The 627-nt window shown below is 75.3% G+C and carries 1 protein-coding gene and 1 tRNA gene; both read left to right on the forward strand.

Annotated elements, in window-relative coordinates; all coding sequences use genetic code 11:
* A partial coding sequence (locus IE249_RS39495) for a cytidine/deoxycytidylate deaminase family protein (RefSeq protein WP_229859956.1) occupies positions 1-485 on the forward strand: 485 nt, incomplete at its 5' end.
* Between the two features lie 68 nt (positions 486-553).
* Positions 554-627, forward strand: a tRNA-Met gene (locus tag IE249_RS34595).

Raw genomic sequence — 627 nt, forward strand, 5'->3', positions numbered from 1 at the left:
ACGAGCCGACCGCCCCCGGCACCGGGCCCCTCGCCGCCCCCGCCGACCGGCACTGGCTGCGCATCGCCTGCGAGCTGGCGGCGCAGTGCCCGCCGTCGCGGACCGCGTTCAGCGTGGGCGCGGTGATCGTCGCCGCGGACGGGACCGAGCTGGCGCGGGGACACTCCCGCGAGGCCGGCGACCCGGTCGCGCACGCCGAGGAGGCGGCGCTCGCCAAGGTCGACCCCGCCGATCCGCGGCTCGCGGGAGCCACCGTCTACAGCAGCCTCGAACCGTGCGCCCGACGCGCCTCCCGGCCGCTCCCGTGCGCCCGGCTGATTCTGGACGCGGGGGTGCGCAGAGTGGTCACCGCGTGGCGTGAGCCGGACACCTTCGTGGAGGGCGCCGACGGGACCGGGCTGCTGACGGCCGGGGGCGCGGAGGTCGTCCTGGTGCCGGAGTTCGAGGCGGCGGCCAGGGAGCCGAACCGGCACCTCTCGGGCTGAGCGGACCGGGCGGGCGCCTATGTGTGCGCGGAGGGCCCCGAACATGGCGTACACTGGAATCACAACGACGCGGGGTGGAGCAGCTCGGTAGCTCGCTGGGCTCATAACCCAGAGGTCGCAGGTTCAAATCCTGTCCCCGCTA

The organism is Streptomyces anandii JCM 4720 (assembly GCF_014650655.1).
GTDB classification, from domain to species: Bacteria; Actinomycetota; Actinomycetes; order Streptomycetales; family Streptomycetaceae; genus Streptomyces; species Streptomyces anandii.